General features: G+C 61.3%; 14 protein-coding genes. 6 read left to right on the top strand and 8 right to left on the bottom strand.

All coding sequences use genetic code 11. From position 1 onward, the window contains the following. Positions 1 to 82 precede the first annotated feature (82 nt). Positions 83 to 952 (bottom strand): fumarylacetoacetate hydrolase family protein, encoded by an 870-nt coding sequence (locus FVE66_RS11040; RefSeq protein WP_151447725.1) that lies wholly within the window; start codon positions 950 to 952, stop codon positions 83 to 85. Between the two features lie 149 nt (positions 953 to 1,101). Here FVE66_RS11040 and FVE66_RS11035 point away from each other — a divergent pair, with 149 nt between their 5' ends. From FVE66_RS11035 to FVE66_RS11020, 4 genes are all read left to right on the top strand, one after another. Further along, positions 1,102 to 2,073, top strand: a complete 972-nt coding sequence (locus tag FVE66_RS11035; protein ID WP_151447486.1) for a Bug family tripartite tricarboxylate transporter substrate binding protein — start codon at positions 1,102 to 1,104, stop codon at positions 2,071 to 2,073. A gap of 110 nt (positions 2,074 to 2,183) precedes the next feature. Then, complete coding sequence (locus FVE66_RS11030) at positions 2,184 to 3,365, top strand: alpha/beta hydrolase family protein (RefSeq protein ID WP_151447485.1); 1,182 nt, start codon at positions 2,184 to 2,186, stop codon at positions 3,363 to 3,365. A gap of 116 nt (positions 3,366 to 3,481) precedes the next feature. Further along, positions 3,482 to 3,949 (top strand): CreA family protein, encoded by a 468-nt coding sequence (locus FVE66_RS11025; protein ID WP_151447484.1) that lies wholly within the window; start codon positions 3,482 to 3,484, stop codon positions 3,947 to 3,949. Positions 3,950 to 4,156: 207 nt separating this feature from the next. Then, the gene (locus tag FVE66_RS11020; protein WP_151447483.1) at positions 4,157 to 6,607 is read left to right on the top strand and encodes a patatin-like protein; all 2,451 of its coding nucleotides are present in this window, start codon (positions 4,157 to 4,159) and stop codon (positions 6,605 to 6,607) included. Positions 6,608 to 6,752: 145 nt separating this feature from the next. Here FVE66_RS11020 and FVE66_RS11015 read toward each other — a convergent pair whose 3' ends face one another. From FVE66_RS11015 to FVE66_RS11005, 3 genes are all read right to left on the bottom strand, one after another. After that, positions 6,753 to 8,639, bottom strand: a complete 1,887-nt coding sequence (locus FVE66_RS11015) for a potassium transporter Kup (protein WP_421829574.1) — start codon at positions 8,637 to 8,639, stop codon at positions 6,753 to 6,755. Positions 8,640 to 8,720: 81 nt separating this feature from the next. Further along, the gene (locus FVE66_RS11010; RefSeq protein WP_151447482.1) at positions 8,721 to 9,407 is read right to left on the bottom strand and encodes a response regulator; all 687 of its coding nucleotides are present in this window, start codon (positions 9,405 to 9,407) and stop codon (positions 8,721 to 8,723) included. Next, entirely contained in the window at positions 9,404 to 10,864 is a 1,461-nt protein-coding gene (locus FVE66_RS11005) for a sensor histidine kinase (RefSeq protein WP_241673159.1), read from the bottom strand. The genes FVE66_RS11010 and FVE66_RS11005 overlap by 4 nt, the downstream gene beginning before the upstream one ends. Positions 10,865 to 11,174: 310 nt before the next feature. Between FVE66_RS11005 and FVE66_RS11000 the strand changes: the two genes are divergently transcribed. Further along, complete coding sequence (locus FVE66_RS11000; protein ID WP_151447481.1) at positions 11,175 to 12,731, top strand: AMP-binding protein; 1,557 nt, start codon at positions 11,175 to 11,177, stop codon at positions 12,729 to 12,731. A 21-nt stretch (positions 12,732 to 12,752) separates the two neighbouring features. Here FVE66_RS11000 and arfB read toward each other — a convergent pair whose 3' ends face one another. After that, on the bottom strand, positions 12,753 to 13,163 hold the full coding sequence (gene arfB / locus FVE66_RS10995; RefSeq protein WP_151447722.1) for an alternative ribosome rescue aminoacyl-tRNA hydrolase ArfB: 411 nt from the start codon (positions 13,161 to 13,163) through the stop codon (positions 12,753 to 12,755). A 617-nt stretch (positions 13,164 to 13,780) separates the two neighbouring features. Between arfB and FVE66_RS10985 the strand changes: the two genes are divergently transcribed. Beyond that, complete coding sequence (locus FVE66_RS10985; RefSeq protein ID WP_206668753.1) at positions 13,781 to 17,128, top strand: PAS domain-containing protein; 3,348 nt, start codon at positions 13,781 to 13,783, stop codon at positions 17,126 to 17,128. Between the two features lie 24 nt (positions 17,129 to 17,152). Here the strand turns inward: FVE66_RS10985 and FVE66_RS10980 are convergent, their stop codons facing one another. The 3 genes from FVE66_RS10980 to FVE66_RS10970 form a co-directional block, all read right to left on the bottom strand. After that, positions 17,153 to 18,631, bottom strand: coding sequence for an aldehyde dehydrogenase (locus FVE66_RS10980; protein ID WP_151447478.1), 1,479 nt, complete (start codon positions 18,629 to 18,631; stop codon positions 17,153 to 17,155). Between the two features lie 125 nt (positions 18,632 to 18,756). Next, positions 18,757 to 19,743 carry a Bug family tripartite tricarboxylate transporter substrate binding protein gene (locus FVE66_RS10975; protein WP_161993255.1) on the bottom strand — a complete coding sequence of 329 codons (987 nt, stop codon included), beginning with the start codon at positions 19,741 to 19,743 and terminating at the stop codon, positions 18,757 to 18,759. A 49-nt stretch (positions 19,744 to 19,792) separates the two neighbouring features. After that, positions 19,793 to 21,460: a hydantoinase B/oxoprolinase family protein gene (locus FVE66_RS10970; RefSeq protein WP_161993254.1), complete on the bottom strand. Its 1,668-nt coding sequence runs from the start codon at positions 21,458 to 21,460 to the stop codon at positions 19,793 to 19,795. Positions 21,461 to 21,476: the final 16 nt, after the last annotated feature.

The following is a 21,476-nucleotide window of genomic DNA, read 5'->3' as shown; positions in this document are numbered from 1 at the left end:
AGAGGGGCCAAGCGATGATTTTTCCTGCCCAAGCGCTTGGCAAAGTACAAGTCAAGACCTGAGCTGTTATTTCAATACCCGGTCAGGCATTCGCCAGCCGAACCCCGACACTCATCGACCCGATACCATCAAATTCCGTAAAGATGGTATCCCCCGGCACTACCGGCCCCACGCCCTCCGGCGTGCCGGTAAACAGAATGTCACCCGGCTCCAGCGTGTAGAAAGAAGATGCGAATACGATCAGATCGGCAATATCAAGGATCAGGTCGCGCGTATTGGCGCTCTGGCGCACTTCGCCATTGACCGAAAGCGTGAAACCGAGCGCATAAGGGTCGCGGATTTCGTCAGCCGTCACCAGCCATGGGCCGAGCACAGTGTAACTATCGATGGACTTGCGCAGGCTGCGTTCCTCCGGACCGCGCGTGGTCATGTCGAGGCCGATGCAATACGCCGCTACATACTGCAAGGCATCGGCATGGGTCGCATTGCGCACGGTTTTTCCGATGATGGCCACCAGTTCGGCTTCGTGGTCATTGCGGCGATCAGGGTGGGCAATCCGGACCCCTGCGCCTGGACCGACGATTGAACTGGTCGCTTTGAGAAACAGGCCGACGCGCTGGATTTCCGCAATATGGCTGGCCATGTTGTTGTGGATTTCAACTTGCGAACGCGCTTCGTCAAGATGCTTCTGATAGTTCACCGGCGCGGCAAGGACCTTGCCGGGGTTGGCAACGGGGCTGAGCAATGTGACGCCATCCAGCGCAAAGGCCGGCGCCGTGAGGGCAAGTTCGGCAGCCCTTTTGCATACCTGGTCCAGGTTGGCAATCATCAGGTCGTGCCGGGGAAATGGATATCTGCATGCGGGCAATACATCGAGCGCTGCAGTCACGTCACGCACGGTATTGCCATCGACCAGACCCAGGCGATCATCATTAAATCGGCACAATTTCAATTCATTACTCCCGGATGATGGATCTGCATATTTTCGCAAAGCACGCAGCAAATTAATAGCGAAACGTTTTATGATCAAGTCGGCTAGTTCAGGACGATGCAGCCTGCTATTCGTGCCAACAATTTCAAACCTCAGGAGGCTATACATAAATGAAAAAAATTCTTGCGGCTTTACTGTTTTGCACTACCGCCTTGCCAATTGTGGCTCAAGCCCAGGCCCAAACCTGGCCAAGCAAGCCAATCAAATTAATCGTCCCCTTTCCGCCTGGCGGCCCTGTCGATTACATTGCCCGGCAAGCTGCCAATATCTTGCGTGACGAATTCAAACAGCCGGTCGTTGTTGACAATCGTCCTGGCGGCAACGGTGTTACCGGACATGACGTGCTCGCCAAGTCCGCACCTGACGGCTACACCATCGGCATGGAACTGATCACAGTCAGCATTGCTCCGCACCTGGGCGAGATTCCATTCGACCCCGCCAAGGATCTTGCACCCATTACCAATTTTGCGGCGATGACGCCGGTTCTGCTGGCGAACAAGGACACGCCTTTCAACAGTCTTGCGGATCTGGTTAAGAGCGCGAAAGAGAACCCGCGCAAATACGCCTTCGGGACGCCCGGCGTGGCCACCATTCCACACCTGGCCGCTGAACTTCTGAAGACCCAGGCAGGCATATCGCTGCTTCATGTACCGTACAAAGGCGCGACACAGCAAGTCCAGGATTTGATTGGCGGCACCACGCAACTGGACTTCCAGAGCTCGCTGACTGTCGCCCTGCCTCAGCTCAAGGCCGGCAGAGTCAAGGCACTGGTCGTGTTCACGCCAAAGCGTTCACCTCAATTGCCGGATGTCCCCACTGTGATCGAGGCTGGTTATCCCGAGCTTGTGGTGCAACCATGGTTCGGCATTGGCGCTCCTGCCGGCGTCCCGGATGCGATCATCCAGAAACTGCATGCGGCCCTGACCAAAGGCTTGAGAAGCCCCGAGGTGATCGAACATCTGACGAAAATCGGCGCGACTGCACAGCCAAGCGCCAGCCCGGCGGAGTTCGCGTCTTTCATCAAGAATGAATCTGTCCGCTGGGGCAAGGTCATCAAGGACAACAACATCAAGGCTCAATAACGCCTGCCAGGCTGTGATGGGCCGCTGCCGGGCGCGAAGCAGCCGGCAGCGGCCCCTATCGGTCACCAGTGAGCAAGCACATCAACGCATAACACCAGGAAGCTCGTCGCATGAATCAAGCTGTGCAGCCGCATGGTTTCGACCGTGTTCCAGTGATCATCAAATTCCAGGAACCTGCCGGAATGGTGGAGTCCTATGGGTTCGCAGGCAGCCAGGGCTATACCTTCCTCGAAGGACAGCGCCTGGTTCCGCGCAATGTGGACTCCAGCGTGGTGTATGTGTTCATGCATCCGGCCTCTACCCTGCAGCTGATGCCGATGCCCATCGCCCTGGCCGAAGCCGGCATGCATGTGCTGTGCGCCGCCAGTCGCTACGCGAAGAACGACTCCGCACTCATCATGGAGAAGGTGGCCTTCGACCTTGGCGCTTACATCCGTCATGCACGCGAAGATCTTGGCTACGAAAAGGTGATCCTGGTGGGCTGGTCAGGGGGAGGCGCACTGTCCTTGTTTTACCAGGCGCAGGCCGAATCGCCCACGATCACCCACACGCCTGCCGGGGATCCCTACGACTTGACGCAGGCTGGCCTGATACCCGCAGATGGACTGATCTTCGTCGCGGCACACTTGAGCCGGCCGGAAACGCTGACTGAGTGGATGGATCCCTCCGTGCTGGACGAGATCGATCCCGATCGCCGCGATCCGGAGCTCGACATCTACGATCCCGCCTGTCCAAACCAGCCGCCGTACAGCGCCAATTTCATTGCCCGCTTCCGCCAGGCGCAACTCGCCCGGAACCGGCGCATCAGCGACTGGGCGATAGCGATGCTCGATCGTTTGAAGAATGGCGGATCTGAATCGGAACGCTGCTTTATTGTTCACCGCACGATGTGCGATGTCAGGTGGCTGGACCCGTCGATTGACCCTAACGGCCGCCGCCCGAACTGGTGCTATCTGGGCGATCCGCGGGTGGTCAACTCGGGCCCGGTCGGACTTGCACGTTTCACGACCTTGCGGAGCTGGCTGTCGCAGTGGTCTTACGACCACTCCAATATCAAGGCTGCGCCCAATGCGGCGCGGGTAAGACTGACACCGGTCTTGCAGATCGAGAACGGCGCAGACGATGCTGTTCCGGCGACACATAACCGGCAGGTGTTCCAGGCACTTGCCACAGCTGACAAGGAATTGGTGCGGATCGAGGGTGCCACCCACTACTACCTGGGCCAACCCGATCAGTTACAGCAGTGCCTGGCGACTGTCATCCAGTGGTCCCGGCAGCATTCCCTTGTTTGACAAGCCGGCTGATGTTCATCGCTCGCGCTCATTGACGAGCATTTCAGTGAGCCGCCAGTCAACTGTGAAACCGCTAGACTGAGCAGCAATCTCCGATACACGCCTGAGGAATTCCCATGAGAAAAATAATCACGTTCGCCACCCTGGCTATCGCCGCATTGAGCGCGCAGGCAGAGACCGTCGGCGACGTCTCGACCACCTTCCGGTTTTTGGGTGCAAACAACAAGATCGTCGTCGACGTGTTTGACGATCCCAAGGTGAATGGCGTGTCGTGCTACCTGTCGCATGCCAAGACCGGTGGCATCAAGGGCACACTCGGGATTGCCGAGGATACGTCCGATGCTTCCGTCGCTTGCCGCCAGGTGGGGCCGATCGTTTTCAACGGGACTTTTCCGCGCGAGGAAGAAGTGTTTTCGGAACGGTCCTCGTTTCTTTTCAAGCATGTGCGGGTGGTGCGCATGGCCGACAGGAAGCGCAATACGCTGGTCTACCTAGTGTATTCGGACCGGATCATCGATGGCAGCCCGAAAAACAGCGTTACTGCAGTCCCGGTGCCGGCCAGCCAGCCGCTTCCGGTGAAATGATCTTCAGTGCAAGTAAATCTGCAGCGATTCCGGACATGTCCTTGAAGGCCTTTTCCCGCAGTGCCAGCCCGCCCTGCTTTCAGCGGCGTCAGGGTGTCGCCGGGTCTCGCACTGCCGCTTGATGCAGGTCAACAAGGCCCGCAAGCCTTGCAGCGCTGTCCGGATAGAATGGTTTTTGGCTCCTGGCGTACCAAAAGGAGGCTGGCCATGAAAGAAAAGGAATTGCGGCTGGCGGTGGTGTTCTTCGGCGGCGTCTCGCTCGCTGTCTACCAACATGGCATCAACCGTGAAATCCTGAACCTGGTGCGGGCATCAAAGCTCAATCAAAGGGATAGGCAGGAGGAGCCGGGCGAGGCACCTTCATTTCACAACCGCTATCCGGACGAACCGGAGCGATCGACTGGCGATGTCTATCTCCAGTGTCTGGAAAAAGTCGGTCAGGATCTATCGCTGCGCGTCATCGTCGACGTGATTGCCGGCGCGTCGGCGGGCGGCATGAACGGTGTCGCACTGGGCCGGGCCCTGGCTCACGACCTCAGCCTTGCGCCGCTCACCGACATGTGGCTGGCAGAAGCTGACATGCTCAAGTTGCTGGCGCCCGAGGCCCGGGCCCGGCTTTGGAACAAATGGATTTTCTGGCCCTTCGTGCGGCCCATGCTTGCACGGCTCCAGCGTGAAGGCCTGATCAGCGGAAAAATCGATGCCGAAATGCAGGAACGGGTTTCGGTATTCCTCCGTTCGCGCTGGTTCAAGCCGCCCCTCGATGGCCCTCGCTTCGCCAGCCTCATACTTGATGGCCTGGCAGCAATGGAAAAGCCGAACGACTGGAGCGAATCACTGATGCCGACCGGCACCAGGCTCGACCTGCTTCTCACGGTAACCGATTTCCGCGGCTTCGATCGCTCGATATTCATTCACGATCCGCCAGTGGTCCGGGAGCGCGAGCATCGTCATGTTTTCCGCTTTCACCTGGAGCATGACAAGGCCGGGCATTTGCAGAGCGACTTTGATTTCGAAAGCCTGCCGTCGCTTGCTTTCGCAGCGCGCGCATCTGCTTCCTATCCGGGCGCATTCCCGCCGGCGCAACTACGCGAAATGGATGATCTGCTGGCGTCCCGCCACCAGCCATGGCCCGCGCGCTCACGTTTCCTTGCCCGCAATTTCAGCAACTATATCGAGCAGGGAAAGAAGCCGGAAGATGCCGTGCTGGTCGATGGCAGCATCCTCGACAACAAGCCGATCATGGCAACACTGGAGGCAATCCGCTCGCATAGCGCTTTCCGCGAAGTGGATCGCCGCCTGATCTATATCGACCCCCATTCCAGGATCGACAAGCCGGCTCCCAGCAGCAGCGTGCCGGGATTTTTCGCGACCCTGAGAGGGGCGCTCTCCGACTTGCCACGGATCGACCCGACCTTTAACGAACTCGCAGAGGTCAGCCGATACAACAAGCAGGTCCGACGCCTGAAGGAGACCATTTATTTCGCCAGGCCCCAGGTTGAAAAAATGATCGCGGACGCGACCGGCGGGCGGATCATGGGCACGTTCACCGTCAATGATGTGCGGCACTGGCGCCTGACATCCACCAACCTGCTGGCCGGAACAACGATTGTCTACGACTCGTACATGCGATCCCTGGTGCTGGAAGCGCTGGATTACCTGGTCGACCTGATTCGCCGCGCCTGCCGCTTCTCCAGCGATTCGGCAGAAGCACGCAGGATCCAGGCGGTCGTCGAATGCTGGGCCGCACACCACGGCATACTGCTGTCCGATTCCTACCGTATGCCGGAGATCGTTCATGAATACGCCGAGATGCCCACGTTCTCGAAGATGGTCATCGACTTCGGGGTGATCTACAAGAAGAGGCGTTTGAATTTCATACTTCACGAGATCAATGAGTTCTATGGCAGTGCTGCGTCAGCGGAGCCGTATTCCACGAAATCCGGGGATCTCGATCTCCTGAAGATACAGATTCACAAACTCATCGATGAATTGGCGATTTACGAGGACGCCAATTTCCTGAGCAATCAGGCGCATGTCATGTGCCGGAAGCTGTTCCCGGCGGATTCGGGCGAGATTGATGTCGACCAGTTTTTCCGCACGAATGATGCCGCCATCACCAATGTAGTGAATCGGCTTGCCTTCGAATGCGACATGACGCGCAGGAACGACGATGCGGACGCGGTGCTTTCATCTTCGCTGGTGACCAGTCTCGATCCAGGTTCCCGCGGCGCGATTCTCTCCGCCTACCTGGGCTATTTTTACTGGGACATCATACTTCGGCCTGCGGTGAGCGCCCTGTCACCCGAAGGCGGAACAATAGAGGAAATCCTGATCGACCGGATAAGTCCGGACGATGCCCTCAGCCTGTCTGCACCAGACGCGACCAGGATGCTATTAGGCGGAACCTTTGCCGGCTTCGGCGGATTTCTCAGCCGCGTCACGCGGGAAAACGACTTCCTGTGGGGGCGCCTGCATGCCATCGATCGGCTGTTCGACATTCTGGCCAGCACGGTGCCAGCGAGCACCCGGCAAGCGATCGATTTTCGCGCCTTGAAGAAGGCTGCATTTGAACGCGTGATCGACGAGGAGGCCGGGCGGCTCAGCCTGGTTCCCGATCTGGTGGCGCGACTGCGGGACACGATTGCTGCGCTGTAGCCCGAAAGGGCCGGGTCAGGTCTTGACATTTACTGCACAGTCGTCCGGGAGTGGGGTCAGGTCTTGACCTCTACTGCCCAAACGTTCGATTGAGTACAAAGTTGAGACCTGCCCCCTCATCCATGGTGGGCTTGCTCTGATCGGATCAGATCTGGACGCGTGTTCCAAGCTCGATCACGCAGTTATCGGGCAGTCGGAAAAAGTATGCAACGTTGCCTGCATTGCGCGACATGATGGAGAACAAGGCCTCGCGCCATTTCGCCATGCCGGCCCCCTTGGTGGGCACCACGATCTCCCGGCTCAGGAAGTAGGACGTCTCGAACAGGTTGATCGTCAGCCCCTGCGCCTGGCACAACGCCAATGCCTGTGGAATGTCAGGCTGGTTGATGAACCCGTAGTTCACCTGCACTCGCCAGAAGCCCGGCACTAGCGGAGTGACCTGAACCCGCTGCTCGGACGGAATCCACGGTACATCGTGGAATACCACGGTGAGAATCAGATTGCGCTCATGCAGAACCTGGTTATGCTTGAGGTTGTGCATCAGCGCCTGTGGCACGGTGTCCGGATTGGCCACGGCATAGACCGCGGTGCGCGAAGCTCGGGGAATGGTATCGGCCGACAAGGCGCGCACAAATGGCAACAGCTCCGGATCGCCCTGGCGGATGTTCTCCAGCAGCAACTCGCGCCCACGTCGCCAAGTGGCCATGACGATGAAAATAAACGCCCCCGTGACCAGCGGGAACCAGCCGCCATCGAGAAATTTCAGCGCACACGAAACCACCAGCATGGCATCGAGCACCAGGAATGCACCAGTAGCCGCGAGCGCCAGCGGCAGAGGATAGCCCCAGGCATGACGAATGACGAAGAAGGTCAGCGCGGTTGTAATGAGCATGGTCACCGTCACTGCAATGCCATAAGCCGAGGCAAGTGCCGAGGAACTGCCAAAGCCGACCACGGCCAGCAGCACAGCCACCAGCAGCAGCCAGTTAATCTGAGGCATGTAGATTTGCCCCGCCTCGCGGGCCGAGGTGTAGCGCACCTGCAAGCGAGGCAGCAGGCCAAGCTGAACAGCTTGCTTCGTCATGGAATAGGCGCCGGAAATCACAGCCTGCGAGGCAATGACGGTAGCCACTGTGGCCAGCAACACTGCCGGTAGCAGCCAGGTCTCGGGGAACATGCGGTAAAAAGGGTTCTCCAGTGCCGAGGGGTCGCGCATCAGCAGCGCGCCCTGCCCCATGTAGTTGAGCGCCAGCGCCGGCAGGACCATTCCAGTCCAGGCCAACTGAATCGGCCGCTTGCCGAAATGCCCCATGTCGGCGTACAGCGCCTCGGCACCCGTCAAGGCCAGCACGATGGCGCCCAGCGCGACAAACATATGCCAGCCCTGCGCGCGCAGGAAGGCCAGCGCCTGCAGCGGATTGAGCGCCGCCAGGATGGCCGGTTCGCGCATGATTTCCGATACGCCGGTCCATGCCAGCACGCCGAACCACAGGCAGATCACCGGGCCGAACATCTTGCCGACCAGACCTGTTCCATAACGCTGAACCGAAAACAGGGCCACCAGTACAGCCACCGAAATGGGCAACACATAGGGCTTGAGAAGCGGCGTGACCACTTCCAGCCCTTCTACCGCGCTGAGCACCGAAATAGCCGGCGTGATGACGCTGTCGCCATAAAACAAGGCGGCCCCCATGACGCCAGTCAGCAGCAGGGCCACACGGCGCTGCTGCGTCTTGCCGGCGGCATGTGCGGCCAAGGCGGTGAGCGCCATGATGCCTCCTTCGCCGCGGTTGTCTGCGCGCAAAATCAGGAGCACGTACTTCAGCGTCACCACCAGCATCAGCCCCCAGAAAATCGTCGAGACTGCGCCAACCAGGTGTGCCGCATCGACTGGAATGCCGGTGGCAGGACTGAAGACTTCCTTCATGGTGTAGAGCGGGCTGGTGCCGATGTCCCCATACACAACCCCCAGGGCACCCAGCGTCAGGGCAGCCAGGCCTTCCCGGCGATGTGGCAATTGATTCATATCCATTCATTGATCCCTTCAAAGCGAATGGGCGTACTGTCGCCGCGCAGACATCAGGAACGCATAAGGAAAAATCGGCCTGCCGGATCAATCGGTTGCCAGCCTGTAGCCGACGCCGGTTTCGGTCAGCAAATGCCGTGGCTCTGCTGGGACGTGCTCTATCTTGGCCCGCAACTGGGCCATGTACAGTCGCAGGTAGTGTGTGTGCTCGGTGTACTCCGGCCCCCAAACGTCGGTCAGCAACTGGCGGTGCGTCACCACGCGGCCGGCGCTGCGAACAAGACGCGCCAGCAGCCTGAATTCGGTCGGCGTGAGATGTACCGGCTCGCCGTAGCGCGTCACCACATGCTTTTCCAGATCGATTTTCAGCTCGCCCAGCTCATGCACCGTAACCGCGGCGGCCAGCGTCGTGCCCCGATGCCTCAGCGCTACACGGATGCGCGCGAGCAACTCTCCCACGCTGAACGGTTTGGTCAGGTAGTCGTCGGCTCCGGCGTCGAGCAGTGCGATCTTCTGCGCCTCCTGATGCCGGGCCGATACCACAACGATGGGCACACTGGAATGCAGGCGCACATCGCGCACCAATTGCAGGCCATCGCCGTCGGGCAGCCCGAGGTCCAGTACTACGACATCCGGCGGCCGATGCTGCAACAAGGCGGCGGCCTCCCTGAGCGAGACCGCACTCTGCACCTTGAAGCCCTCCACCGTCAGCGCAGTATGGAGCAGGGCACGGATCTCGCTGTCGTCCTCCACCACCAGCACACGCAGGCTCATGGCGCCGGCCCCTTTGCCGGCACGGCCGCCGATGGCTGGACGTCGAGCGGCAGAACCAGGCAAAAGCTGCTGCCCCCCCCGACCCTCGGGCTCAGATGCAGCTCGGCGTGGTGCGCTTGGGCAATCGCGCGGCACACAGCCAGGCCCAGCCCGGTGCCGCGTCGCCCGGCATGATCGCCGCGCACATACGGCTGGAAAATCGCCTCTCGTTCAAGCTCGGGGATGCCAGGACCACGGTCGTGAACGCAGACCTCGATGCCCTTCGGCCGAATCTGCACCGTGAGTTCGACATCACCGTCGCTGTACTGCAGCGCATTGCCGACCAGGTTACCGAGCAACTGGGTCAGCAGAACCGAGTCGGCCTTAATGAGTGGCAAGTTCGGCGGCACACTGGATCGGATGCGGCGCGCAGGGTCATGCCGCCGCAGTCGTCCCAGGACGGCACCGACAATTTCCTCCACTGACTCCCAGTTGCGCTGAACCGCGGCACTCGATCCGGCCAGACGCACCAGCTGCAGTGTGTTGTCGGTCATGGCATCCAGATAGGCAGCCTCGCTGACGATGGTCTCCAACAGCCGGTCCTGATCTGCAGCACCCAGCCTGTCACGCTGCGTCTGAAGCGAGGTGGCGGCAGCCACCATTGCCGCCAGCGGCGTGCGCAGGTCATGGGAGATCGCCGCGAGCAGGGTGCTTTGCAACTGCTGCCGCTGCGCTTCGCTTTGAGCGGCCCGCATGGAGCCGACCAGCTGCAAACGCCTCAGGCTTTGGGCCAGGAGCGCGCAGAGTGCCTGAGCGTGCGCGCGGCCCGCGATATCTCCAGCCGGCGCCGGGGATATACAGGCTGCACCCAAGGACATGCCCTGCTCTGCCAGCGGCACATACCAGGCTTGCAGGCCGGGCCAGCGCCCGGTTCCGGGTCCGAGCACTGCCTGCTCCCGCAAGCAGCAATTCAAGCCGTCGCGTATATCGGAAGCCAGTTCATCGTCCTGCGCCAGGGTGCCAGTCGGTGAAGCCAGGACCAGAACACAAGGTCCCTCGAAAGCAGCCTGTAGCGCAGAGCGTCCCAGCGACAAGACATCCTGTGGCGTTGCGGCTCCCGCCAAGTCGGTGGCCAGCGTCTGCAGCTGGTGCGCCCGGCGCTCATTCAGGCGAGCCATGTCAGTTTCCCGTCGCAGGCCGCTGGCCAGGCGGCTGATGACGAGTGCCACCACCAGCATGACCCCCAGCGCGATGAAATGCTCCCGGCTTTCAATCTCGAAAGTCCGCCGGGGCGGCACAAAAAAGAAGTTCAACGCCGTGACCGCACCCAGAGCGCATGCGACCGATTCGAGCCAGCCCAGTTTGTAGGCTGCAATCACCACGGCCAGCACATAAATCATTGCCTGGCTCGTGATAGAGACGTAACGCTCCAGCAGCAAACCTGCCAAGGTGGCCAGCACAAGGAGGACCAGGACCAATCCCCAACCCCTTGCCCCGGGTGATGCCTGCTGTTTGTAAAGTGCCATCATGGGCGAGAGCGTAGCAAATCCTGTATCAGGAAGGCATATGAAAAGTCAGGACAACGGAATATATGCAAATCAAAGGATGTGAAAACGATGCCACACTTGAACAGATTTCGATCGGCTTGCACAATCCGGATGTCCACCCGACAATCCCCATGCGCCGACCGGCGCGATGACAGAGACCCCATGATTCACACCATGATTCGATCGATACCGATTTCCGGCCTGGCATTCGCCGGCGTGAACCCTGGCCGGAGCAAGGCGCATGCAACTGATTGATTTTTTCGACCGTGGCGTGGGCTACGGCGGGCATGCCCCATGCCTGATTGAACCGGATGGGCGCACCCTGAGCTATGGCGAGGTCCAGGTTCTGTCGTACCGCATCGCAAACGGCCTGCATGCGGCAGGCGTAGGGCCGGACAGCCAGGTCGGCCTGCTCAGCGGCAACCACCTACTGACCTTTGTCGCGGTGCTGGGCATCGTGCGCTCGTCTGGCGTCTGGCTGCCGGTCAACGCGCGAAATTCAGCCGAGGAGAATGTCAACATCCTGTCGCGCGGCGACTGCGAATTCCTCTTCATCCATAGCCAGTTCGCGCCACAGTTGCCGCTGCTGCGCCAGGCCATGCCCGGGCTCAAGGGCATTGTCTGCATCGACCGGGCAATCGATGGCATTCCGGATCTCGAGAGCTGGGCCGCCAGCCAGGACCCGGCTCCTTGCCGCAGCAATGCCCAGGCGGGCGATGTGGTCGCGATCCGCGGCACCGGCGGCACGACCGGACTGCCCAAGGGCGTGATGGTCACGCATCGCAATTACGCCACCATGTTTGCCAACTGGTACGCGGCCATGCCGGTGCAGGACACGCCGGTGCATCTGGTGGTAGCGCCGCTAACCCACGCCGCCGGTGCGGTGACATTTGCCACCATGGGCTATGGCGGCGCCAGTGTGATCCTGCCGACCGCCGAGCCCGGCGCCATCCTGTCGGCCATTGAGCGGTATGCGGTGACGCAGCTGTTCCTGCCGCCTACCGTGATCTACAAGCTGCTCGCGCATGCTGACATCCGCCGGCACGACTACAGCTCGCTGCGCTATTTCGTGTACTCGGCCGCGCCCATGTCAGTGGACAGGCTGCGCGAGGCGCTCGATGTGTTCGGCCCGGTCATGGTCCAGTGCTACGGCCAGGCCGAGGCGCCATTTGTCTGCACCGTCATGACCGCGCAGGACCATGGACGCATTGTCGATGACCCGGGTCTTGCGCACCGGCTCGCGAGTTGCGGGCGCAGTTCGCCCTTCGTCCGCGTCGCCGTGATGGATCCGCAGGGCCGCCTGCTGGGCGCCGGCGAGCGCGGCGAGATCGTGGTGCAGGGTGACCTGGTCATGAAAGGCTACTTCCGCGATCCCGAAAAGACCGCAGAAACCCTCAGGCACGGCTGGCTGCACACCGGCGACATCGGCTATCAGGACGACCAGGGCTACTACTACATCGTGGACCGCATGAAAGACCTGATCGTCTCGGGCGGCTTCAACATCTCCCCCGGCGAAGTGGAACAGGTGCTCTGGGCCCATCCGTCGGTCAACGACTGCGCCGTGGTCGGCGTGCCCGATGCCATCTGGGGCGAAGCCGTCAAGGCCATCGTCGAACTCAAGCCCGGCACGCAGTGGGATGCGGAAGAGGCGCTGGAATTCTGCCGCATCCGGCTGGGCAGCATGAAGGCACCCAAGTCGATCGAGGTATGGGAGCAGTTACCCCGCAGCCAGGTCGGCAAGGTCCTGAAAAAGGATATCCGCGAGAAGTACTGGGTCGGCCGGGAACGTCGTGTGTGAACCCAAATCCTCACCAAATCCTCAGTCCGAAACTTTTCCGCGCATCGACTTGATCTGGCCCCGGATGTTCTTCCCTTCCAGGCGCTTTCTTTGGGAACTGCGGGTTGGCTTGGTTGCCCGGCGCATGCGCGGCAGGACCGCGATGCTCGCCACCAGTTCCTGCAAGCGATCAACCGCCTCCTGCTTGTTCATTTCCTGGCTGCGGTGCGCCTGCGCCTTGATGATCACCACGCCGTCCTTGGTGATGCGCTGGTCGTTCAATGCAAGCAGTCGCTCTTTCAGGATGTCCGGCAGCGATGATGCGCGGATGTCGAAGCGCAAGTGGATGGCGCTCGACACCTTGTTGACGTTCTGACCGCCCGCACCCTGGGCGCGAATTGCGGTGAATTCGATGTCGTCAGCGGGGATGAGGGGAATACGAATGACAGTGATCCTGTGCGCTGCCAGCACACGCAGGCCGGGGCGGAGCCCGGCCGCCTGGGCTAGCAATTACCTTTTTTGGCTTGTCCTGGTGGACAGAATCCACGACCCTGACCAGGCGTGCAATTGCCTTTCTTGGCCTGTCCCGGCGGGCAGAACCCGGGGCCAGGACCTGGCTCGGCAACCTCGACCGGAACCAATACGCAACCCGCGAGAAGGAAACCTGCGGCCATCAATGATGCTAATAATTTAATCACGCCCTGTATCCCTTATGTAGTGCCTGAATCGGTGCCTGGAACCATCTGCCAAGCCCGCAAAATGCCGGACAAGACTAACAGAGTGGCGTTCATGTTCGGACAAAGCTTTCAGATAAAGCGAAGTTGACTGCGATTGGACGGCCTGAACCCTTGCCTCAATCTGTTTCGCAGAGGAAAATTGACGTTTTAGAATTAAAAATGGTGAGTGCCTTGTCTACTGCTACTGGTAACGCTTCGTGAAGCGCTTCGAGATTTCTTCCAGAAATGTCCAGCATGCGAACATGCGGATAGCGTACGAGCGGCTTCACCTGGCAAGCAGATGAAAGCATGGTGAAAACAATATCCAGAGTGGTCGCCCATGCCCGCGGGCGCATGTCTCGCCCCCTGATCGGTCTTCTGCTGGTGGTACTGCTCTGCGTCTTTTACTGGATACAGCTGTTAGGTGATCAATCGAATCAACTGAAATACGCCGAAAGCCAGACCCGGCAGCGCGCGACCCAGATGGCGGCCAGCATGGCCACCCAGGTCAGCACCCTTGTGTCTGGCCTGGAGTACCTCTCGCATAGCCTGGCGACCAAGTACGCGGTCGACCGCGAGCATTACTTCCCGCATGCAGTAAACACAGCTCTCAATACCTTTCCCAGCGGCAGCATCATGCAGATTTCCGTGGCCGACGCTGCGGGGGACATCACCTACTCCAACCTCGACGACAAGCTGCGCTCCGGTCAGCCCACGGTATCGATTGCCGATCGGGAGCATTTCCTGGTTCATGCAGAGACCAACCAGGAAAGGCTGTTCATCAGTCATCCGGTGCTGGGTCGCGTTTCGGGGAAATGGGCCATTCAATTTTCCCATCCCATCCAGCGCGAGGGCCGCTTTGCCGGTGTCGTGGTGCTGTCCGTTTCACCCGATTACATTTCCAGCCACTTCCGTGAAGTGTTCACCGGCAGCAGCGACGTGGCCTTGCTGGTCCTCAATGACGGCGGCTACCTGGCCAGCTCGCACCTTCAAGGAAGCGTGCTGGGACAATCGGTTCCGCCGGAGCGTGAATTCATCGCCAATCCGCAATCCTTGCAGGGTGAATATCAGGTGTTCGCACCAGTTGATGGCGTGGAGCGCTATTACGCCTGGAGCCGCCTGAAAAAATATCCGCTCATCGTCAGCGTCGGATTCGGCCGCGACCGCGCTCTGGCCAGCACCCGTAATGCCATTCATGACAGCCGGCTACGAAACGGCCTGGCTACAGCCATCCTTCTGGCGGCGGCGCTATGGATTGCCCTGCTGTTCTCGCGCGTGCGCCGGGAGCAGGACCTGCTGCAGGAAAACAAGCAGCGCTACCAGCTTGCCCTGGAAGGCGGGGAATTAGGCACCTGGGATTGGGACCTGAGCAACAACTACATCAGTGTCGACCGTCGCCTGACCGACATTCTCGGTCTTGCGCCTGGCGAACTGGAACCGAGCCTCGAAGGCATGCGGAACTTGATGCATCCGGACGACTTGCCTGGCCTGCAAGCCGCGCTGGACCGGGTCCTTGATGGCGCGACTGACAAGCTGGATTTCGAGCAACGCATGTGCCACCGTGACGGGCATTGGTGCTGGGTCAGCGGGCGCGGGAAAGTCACTCTTCGCGACGCCGATGGGCGCGCCCGCCGGGCATTCGGCATATTGGCCGACGTCTCTGGACGGCGCGAAAGCGAGGCTGCGCGTGTCGAATTACAGGAGCGCCTGACCAAGCTGATGGCGCAAGTGCCGGGCACCTTGTACCAGTACCGCCTGGATGCCGGCGGCACCAGCAGCTTTCCCTACGCCAGCCCGGGCATCATGGATATTTACGACATGACGCCCGAAGCCGCAATGCAGGACGCAGCACCTGTCTTCGAGCGCATCCATCCCGAAGACCTGGAGCCGGTGCGAATCAGCATCATGGAATCTGCGCGCATGCTCACCATGTGGAGCTGCGAGTACCGCTTCATCCGCGCCAGCGGCGAGATCCGTTGGCTCTCGGGCCGTGCCAAGCCGGAACGTGAGAGCGACGGCAGCACGCTGTGGCATGGCTACATCCATGACATCACGACCGAACATGCGGCGCATGAAGCACTGCGCCAAAGCGAAGAGCGCCTGCGCCTCACCTCCGCAGCGGTGCGTGATGGACTGTGGGAGTGGGATACCTCCACCGGGACCATCAAGCTGGATGCGCGGTGCAGCGAAATGCTCGGCCATCCGGCACAGGCTGGCAGCGTCACGTTCCAGGACTGGAGCCGCCTGATCCATCCCAAGGACAGCGCCAGTGTGATGCCCAGGGTCCAGCATCAGATAACGCAGGGCAGACCCTTCAACGCCGAGCTCCGTCTGCGAACGGCCGGGAATGAGTGGCTCTGGGTGGAGATCCGCGGACAGGCCACTCACTCTGCAAGCAACCCCGGGATGCTGGTGATTGGGACCCAGACCGACATCAGTCAACGCATGGCCGAGGCGCAACTGCGGCGCGCCCTGCTCGACAATGCTGCCGCGGCCTTGTTCGTGACGACGTCCGACAGAACTATCAATCTGGCCAATCAGCGGGCGGTGGACACCTTCTCCGAGGACGGACTTCCGCTCACTGGCCGCAACATGCGCCTGATCTTCCGCGACGACCAATCCCTGGCCGACTTCGAGCAGCTACATGCAGAACGGCGATTGGCTGGAGAGTTCAGGCTTGAATGCCAACTGCGCATCGCAGGCGGGGCTCTGCGCTGGTTCTCCATGCGCCTTAGCTGCCTCGACATCGAGCAGCCTGCAAGCGACCTGATCTGGACCATGGTGGACACCACCGAGCGCCGCAGGGCGGAAGAGGCGCTGACCGCCGCACGTGCACACCTGCTGGAGGTGATCCGCCATTTCCCCGGCGGCGTCCTGGTGCAGGAACCGTCTGGCAAGCTGGTGGTGATTAACCAGGCGATGTGCGACCTGTTCGGCTTCCGGGAGACGCCGGCCGCCCTGGCTGGCATGACTCCAAGCTCATTGCGCAGCAAGATGTCCGGGGCCGTTCTCGAGCGTTGGCCAGATGTCCAGGAACTGGCGGCCGGTAACACCGTGCTGGATCGCGAATTGTCCCTGGCTGATGGTCGCACTTTCAAGGTCAATTTCATTCCACTCCAGACTGGCGACGGCCACGGCGACGGTGACGTCGGGCGCCTGTGGATCGTCCACGACATTACCGAGCGGCGTCGGCGCGAACAGACACTGGAGCATCTGGCCACCACCGACGTGCTGACCGGTCTGGCTAACCGGCGCGCATTCATGGTCAGGCTGGAAGCGGAGCTCGCGCTCATCGAGCAGGGCGGTCCGGGGGGCATGGTGATCATGCTGGACCTTGACCACTTCAAGCGCGTCAACGACACCTATGGGCACGCCGCGGGCGACAAGGTGCTGGTGCACCTGGCCCAGATTTTGGGCGGCACCGCCTTGCGCACGCAAGATATCGCCGGACGGGTGGGAGGCGAAGAATTCGCAGTCTTGCTGCCCGATACCAGTGCGGACAATGGCGTTGCGATCGCAGACCGGCTGCGCCTTGCGCTGGAGCAAAGCCGTATCGACTCGGGTGATGGCCGCACTATCCAGATCACGCTCAGTGCCGGTGTCGCCCCGCTCATTGGCGATGCCGCCGCCAGCCTGGCGCGGGCAGACGCCGCGCTCTACCAGGCCAAGAACAGTGGCCGCAACCGGATTGTGATGGCGTAGCCGGCAGCCGGGGACGGCGAACGATCAGCCGCCGATAAAGGGATTGGCGCGATTGGGCCGGGTGGTGATCCACACGCTTTTCACCTGCAGGTATTCCTTGATTGCTTCCATCCCGCCTTCGCGGCCGATGCCGCTCTTCTTGTAGCCACCGAACGGGGTCGCGAAACTGGTGGCGCGGTAGTTGTTGACCCATATCGTGCCGGCACGGATCCGGTCCACGCAGTAGAAGGCGCGATGCAGGTCCTGCGTCCACACGCCCGCAGCCAGGCCGTACTGCACATCGTTGGCGATGCGGATCGCCTCATCTTCGTCTTCAAATTTCAGCACCGACAGCACCGGACCGAACACCTCCTGCTGGGCGATGCGCATGTCATTGGTGACGCCGGTAAAAATGGTGGGCGCAATGAACTGGCCCTGCCCATAGCCCTCCCCTTGCAGCGCATGGCCGCCGAGCGCGCAGTGGGCGCCGTCCTCCTTGGCCATGGCGATCATGGCCAGTATTTTTTCCCATTGCGGACGGGTCGCGATCGGCCCGATCTGGGTGTCCATTTGCGACGGATCGCCGATGCGTGCGGACTTCGCCAGCGCCACCAGCTTTTCGACGAATTCGTCGTGTATGGAAGCCTGCAGCAACAGCCGCGAGCCAGCCAGGCAGGTCTGGCCGGAGGCGGCGAAGACGCCGGCCACCGCGCCCTTGACTGCCTCGTCCATGTTGGCATCGGCAAAGACGATATTGGGCGATTTCCCACCCAGTTCGAGCGTGACCTTCTTGAAATCAGCGGCCGCGATCTGGTTGACCATGCGCCCGCCGGCTTCACCGCCGGTGAAGGCAATCTTGGCGACCAGCGGATGACGTACCAGCGGATCCCCGACTTCGGCGCCATAGCCGGTGACGACATTCACCACGCCCGGCGGAAATCCGGCCTCCTCGCACAGCGCTGCCAGTTCCAGCAGCGAGGCCGAGGTAAATTCGGAAGGCTTGATCACAATGGTATTGCCGGCCGCCAGCGCCGGCGCCATTTTCCAGGCGGTCAGCGCCATCGGCGAATTCCACGGCGTGATTGCCACCACCACGCCCAGCGGCTCGTACTTCGTGTAGTTGAATACGTCGTTGCGGGGCATGGGCACCACGCTGCCGCCGACCTTGTCCGCCAGGCCCGCGTAATAGTAGAACCATTGCGCAATGCCGCGCACCTGCGGCGCCACTTCGGCGATCAGCTTGCCGTTGTCGCGCTGCTCGATCGCGCCCAGCCGCTCGGCGTCGCGTTCGATCAGGCCGGCCAGCCGCCGCAGCAGCGCGCCACGCGCGGTTGCCGTCAGGCCGCTCCAGGCTTCTGAGAGGAATGCGCGATGCGCGGCCCGCACCGCAGCGTCGGCATCTGCTTCGGTCGCGCGCGGGATCTCGGCCCAGGCTTTTCCGGAATAGGGTTCGGTGGTCTCGAACCAGGAACCGGAGGATGGATCGCTCCATTTGCCGTCGATGTAGATCTGATAGCGTTGCACGTGAGGCCCTTGAATTGAAGATTAAGCGAGAGATAGGGGGAATGCCGGCGGAAGCTGCGAATGGAACGCGACTCAATGCCGGCCCTGGTGCCGCCCACAGGCAACGCCAGGGCAGACAGTCGCTGCTAATTCACCATCGGCAGGTTGGCCTTGCGGATGAAGTCGCCCCAGTACTGCTTCTGCTGCACCAGGAATCCCCGGAACTGCTCCGGCGAGGGGCTGGCAACCGGCTCCAGGCCAATGTCGCGCAGGCGCGCGGCGTAGTCGGGCTGGGCGGCGATTTCTGTCAGCACGGCATGGATCTTCTGCACCACGGGACGCGGCGTCTTGGCCGGTGCGGCGATTCCCAGCCATGCAGTGGCATCAAAGCCCGGCACGGTCTCGCCCATGGTCGGCACGTCGGGCAGCGTAGCCGAGCGTTTTGCGGTGGTCACGCTCAATGCGCGCAGTTTGCCGCCACGAATCAGGCCGAGCGGCGAAGGCAGCGAATCGATGAAGAACTGGATCTGCCCTCCACCAAGGTCGGTGATGGCCTGGGACGCGCCCTTGTAGGGCACATGCAGCAGCTTGGTGCCGGTCTGCATCGCAAACAGTTCGCTCATCAGGAACGGCGCACTGCCAATGCCGAACGAACCGTATGCGATCTTGCCCGGATCCTTCTTTGCCGCAGCGGCCAGGTCAGCTACCGTCTTGTAGGGACTGTCGGCCGCCACCACCATCGCATACGGAAAGGTCACGATCTGCGAGATCGGGGTGAAATCGTCGATCGGATTGAACGGGAAAGATTTCGAGAAATTGGGAGAAACGGTGTGCACCGTGGTCGACATCACCAGCAGGGTGTAGCCATCCGCCGGCGAATTGATCACCAGTTGCGAGCCAATCTGGCCGGTTGCGCCCGCCTTGTTTTCCACCACCACCGGCACGCCGAGCTTGGCGCTCATGCGTTCGGCCAGTTGGCGCGCGACGATATCCACGGTGCCGGCCGGCGTCCACGGCACAATCAGCTTGATCGGCTTGGATGGGTAGGTCTCCTGCGCCATGGCGGCCGGCCCGGCCAGACCCATCAATGCAGCAAGCGCAGCCAGGACAGTCCCTCTTCTACGGAAATTCATCGCTTCTCCCTGTTTGAACAGTTCCAATAAATTCGACGCTCCGGCGAGGCTATGCGTCGGAGTACCCATAATACTTGCGCGCATGCTCCGGTGAAATCAATTCGTTGCGCAAATCCTTCTCCACCATGCCGCGCTCGCGTTCCTGCGGATTGCCGTAACCGCCGCCGCCCGGAATATGGCTGACGATGCGGTCGCCGGCGCGCACGATCACATGCCGCCCGGCGTCATCGCTGGTGCCGCGAATGCTGAGGAAACCGTTGGGCGAATCGCCGCCGCCAAGCACGCCCGCAGGCGGATAGATGAAGCGGCCGCCGCGAAAGCTGGCCAGCACTTCGCCCACCGGGCCGAGGTCGCCTTCCAGCATGCGCAGCACATACTTCTGGCCGAACCCGCCGCGGAAACGACCCGGCCCGGCGGAGTCCTGCCAGAGCGAGCGTTCCTCGACGATCATCGGCACTTCGCTTTCAATCACTTCGGCCGGCGTGTTGCCGACGTTGTAGGGAAAAGCCAGGCAGGACACGCCGTCCTGAGCGGCGCGTGCCCCAAGGCCGCCGCTCGAAACGTTGAAGGGCGCGAAGTCGGCGCCATCCTTCCTCTTGCCGAACATGTACTGGCCCCACATCGGCGTGGCGCCGGCGCCGGCGCAGACGCGCTCCGGCGCTGCCGGTGCGATCGCCTGGTAGACCAGGTCGGGCAGGAAGTTGCCGATTGCAGTGCGCCCGAAAACCGGCGCCGGGAAGGTGCAGTTCAGCACGCTGCCCTCTTCCGCCACCACCCGGATCGGGCGCAGCGTTCCTTCGTTTACCGCCACCGGCAGGTTGAGCAGGCAGATCACCCCGAAAACGGTATAGGCGGCGGTGTAGGTCAGCGTGCAGTTGATGGCCGGCTTCACCTGCGGCGAGCTGCCGCTGAAGTCGACCACGATTTCGTCGTCGCTGATGATCACCGCTGTGCGGATGACCAGCGTTTCGCCGCCGACGATGTCGACCTTGGCTTCATGGGTATAGGTGCCGTTGGGCAGCTTGCGGATTTCGGCGCGCGTGACCTCTTCGCTGCGGCGCACGATCTCATCTGCCAGTCCCTGCACGTCGGGCCATTCCATCTCGGCGCACATTTCACGCATGCGCTCGGCGCCGACATGGCAGGCCGCGACCTGTGCGCCGATATCTCCGACCACGGTCTGATGCGAACGCACATTGCTCTCGATGAAGGACAGCACATCGCGATTGATCTCTCCCTTGCGGTAGTACTTCAGCATCGGGATGCGCAGTCCTTCCTCGTAGTTGTCGCGACTCTCGGTGGTGGCGCGGCGCCCGCCTATATCCACATGGTGGCAGCAGGTCATCACGTAACCGATGCGCCGTCCCTGGTGGAAGATCGGCAGCATGATGCTGACGTCGTTGTGATGCCCGCTTCCTGCCCACGGATCGTTGCCGATCAGGATATCGCCATCCTCCAGCGTCGCTGGTGGATGCGCCACCAGCATGTTGCGCAGCATGGCGCCCAGCGGTCCGCACAATCCCGGCGTGCTGTCCGGCGTCTGCGCCAGCAAGCGTGCATCGGCGTCGAACACCGCGCAGCCATAGTCGCCAATATCACGCACCACTGTGGAAAATGAAGTCCTGCGCAAGGTGGATCCCAGTTCGCCGACGATGGAAACAAGCCGCCGCCACAACATTTCCAGCGTGATCGGATCGATAGTGCTTGAGGTATTCATCTGAATGTCCTTGTCC

It is taken from the genome of Lacisediminimonas profundi, assembly GCF_008831265.1.
Lineage (GTDB): Bacteria > Pseudomonadota > Gammaproteobacteria > Burkholderiales > Burkholderiaceae_D > Lacisediminimonas > Lacisediminimonas profundi.
Note: the sequence above shows the minus strand (reverse complement) of the source record. Positions and strands in the feature narration are given on the sequence as shown.

Coding starts and splice junctions, on each gene's coding strand:
- FVE66_RS11030 (WP_151447485.1), top strand. CDS start 2,184: ATGAATCAAGCTGTGCAGCCGCATGGTTTCGACCGTGTTCCAGTGATC.
- FVE66_RS11035 (WP_151447486.1), top strand. CDS start 1,102: ATGAAAAAAATTCTTGCGGCTTTACTGTTTTGCACTACCGCCTTGCCA.
- FVE66_RS10985 (WP_206668753.1), top strand. CDS start 13,781: ATGTCTCGCCCCCTGATCGGTCTTCTGCTGGTGGTACTGCTCTGCGTC.
- FVE66_RS10975 (WP_161993255.1), bottom strand. CDS start 19,743: ATGAATTTCCGTAGAAGAGGGACTGTCCTGGCTGCGCTTGCTGCATTG.
- FVE66_RS10970 (WP_161993254.1), bottom strand. CDS start 21,460: ATGAATACCTCAAGCACTATCGATCCGATCACGCTGGAAATGTTGTGG.
- FVE66_RS11000 (WP_151447481.1), top strand. CDS start 11,175: ATGCAACTGATTGATTTTTTCGACCGTGGCGTGGGCTACGGCGGGCAT.
- FVE66_RS11020 (WP_151447483.1), top strand. CDS start 4,157: ATGAAAGAAAAGGAATTGCGGCTGGCGGTGGTGTTCTTCGGCGGCGTC.
- FVE66_RS11025 (WP_151447484.1), top strand. CDS start 3,482: ATGAGAAAAATAATCACGTTCGCCACCCTGGCTATCGCCGCATTGAGC.
- FVE66_RS11015 (WP_421829574.1), bottom strand. CDS start 8,639: ATGGATATGAATCAATTGCCACATCGCCGGGAAGGCCTGGCTGCCCTG.
- FVE66_RS11010 (WP_151447482.1), bottom strand. CDS start 9,407: ATGAGCCTGCGTGTGCTGGTGGTGGAGGACGACAGCGAGATCCGTGCC.